This window comes from Acetonema longum DSM 6540 (assembly GCF_000219125.1).
Classification (GTDB): Bacteria; Bacillota; Negativicutes; order Sporomusales; family Acetonemataceae; genus Acetonema; species Acetonema longum.
Genome location: NZ_AFGF01000288.1, coordinates 1 through 1,394, shown reverse-complemented (window position 1 = coordinate 1,394; position 1,394 = coordinate 1). Strand labels below are relative to the sequence as shown.

Here is a 1,394-nt window from a genome sequence, read left to right as displayed (position 1 = left end):
GTACATCAACTGCCCGTGTAACTGATTTTGCAGCATAGTAGTTCCTTTTACGAGAGCATCCCGGCGTTTCACCAGTTGGCGAATCGTCCAGAAAATATCCTGGTGACTGGCGTCCGGCAGCTTGTCGATCATATCGCGCAATACCCTTGCCACACAAAAGGCATCATAGGAATCATTTTTAAAGACCGTGGGCGAACTTAACCGCATGGCGCTGGTGTAGGCGGGGTTAATGTGCTTGACGACAAACTTATGCCCGACCAGATACATGGCCAGGTTTCTTCCCAACCCGCGCGTATCCTCCAGGCCAAACACCAAAGTCAAATCTCCACTGATTTTTTTCACGTGAGAAAGAAATTGATCAAATTTCCCTGGCCGGTTCTCCAGGGTGATTTCCCCCAAGATATTCAGCCAGCAATCGATGACGACCGCAGTATGTTGTTCTTTATGCATGTCCATCCCGCAGAACGCCAAACTCCGTTTTTGATAAATAACAACCACACTCCTTTACTCATCACCCTAAAACACACCGGCAACCTCAGCTTGTGAGCGTTAGCCCTTTTACGGGCTCGCAAGGGGCCGACAACCTATCCATGCTTTAATGTGACAGATTTCAGTTAAGGACGAAATGTCCTTACACTCCCCACCGGCAACCCGGTAAGGGGTGTAAAAACGTTTCTTCTGCTAAGCCAGGCCGCCGGTGGCAACTCCGGCCCGCTCCGCACCAGGCCGCGCGGCCTCCAGCCAGGCTGCCGCCTGCCTTTGTGTATGCCGCCCGGCCTGCTGCTCCGCTCCTCGCCTGTTCCAGGGGAACGCGGGGGAACCCCCGGTGTGGGCCGGATATCCGGCCCACACCGGCAATCAGCCGTTCCGCTTCATCTTCCAGACCTTTTTCCAGCCGCGGGGCTCCAGTGTCGCGTCAGTGTAAAATTGGGGGTTATACTCGGTGCGGACTTGGCGGCTTTGGATGCACTCCATCACCACTTTGTCAGGGCGGACAGTCATTTTCTGCAGCCGTCCGCCTTCTAAGGGCTTTTCCCAGACCTCCACCGCGCAGTTAGCGAAATACAGCCGTAAGGCTTCCTCAATCACCGCATTAGTGCCGTCAAAACCGTCCATGCGGGCTTTTTGCTTGGCTTTCGCCACCAATTCACCGTCCAGAGTAGAGTGAAACTTAATCCTTGCCATACGAAACATCCTCCTTCACCAGTTTTAATATGATTTCAGCGGGATAAGCGTACACCTGCACCTTACTCCCAACCTGAAAACCTAATGGTTCCAACCATTTGCCCCGGAGCCGGATAAACGGGACCTCCACGTCAGGGCCAAAAGCAATCCGGTGAGACAACACGCTGGAAACGGTAAGAGTTCTAACCATTTGAAACACTCCTCTCAAA

The 1,394-nt window shown here is 53.2% G+C and carries 4 protein-coding genes; all 4 read right to left on the bottom strand.

From position 1 onward, the window contains the following. The coding region (locus ALO_RS20300; RefSeq protein ID WP_139025470.1) for an IS110 family transposase at nt 1-456 on the bottom strand (456 nt) is incomplete at its 3' end. A gap of 225 nt (nt 457-681) precedes the next feature. Next, nucleotides 682-858: a hypothetical protein gene (locus ALO_RS22680; protein WP_004100077.1), complete on the bottom strand. Its 177-nt coding sequence runs from the start codon at nt 856-858 to the stop codon at nt 682-684. Beyond that, entirely contained in the window at nt 859-1,185 is a 327-nt protein-coding gene (locus tag ALO_RS20295) for a hypothetical protein (protein WP_004100076.1), read from the bottom strand. Beyond that, nucleotides 1,172-1,394: SymE family type I addiction module toxin (locus ALO_RS20290; RefSeq protein ID WP_040294052.1), on the bottom strand; the 223-nt coding region annotated here is incomplete at its 5' end. The genes ALO_RS20295 and ALO_RS20290, both read right to left, overlap by 14 nt.

Excerpts from the sequence above, each read along its gene's own strand:
- ALO_RS20295 (WP_004100076.1), bottom strand. The coding sequence starts at position 1,185 with ATGGCAAGGATTAAGTTTCACTCTACTCTGGACGGTGAATTGGTGGCG.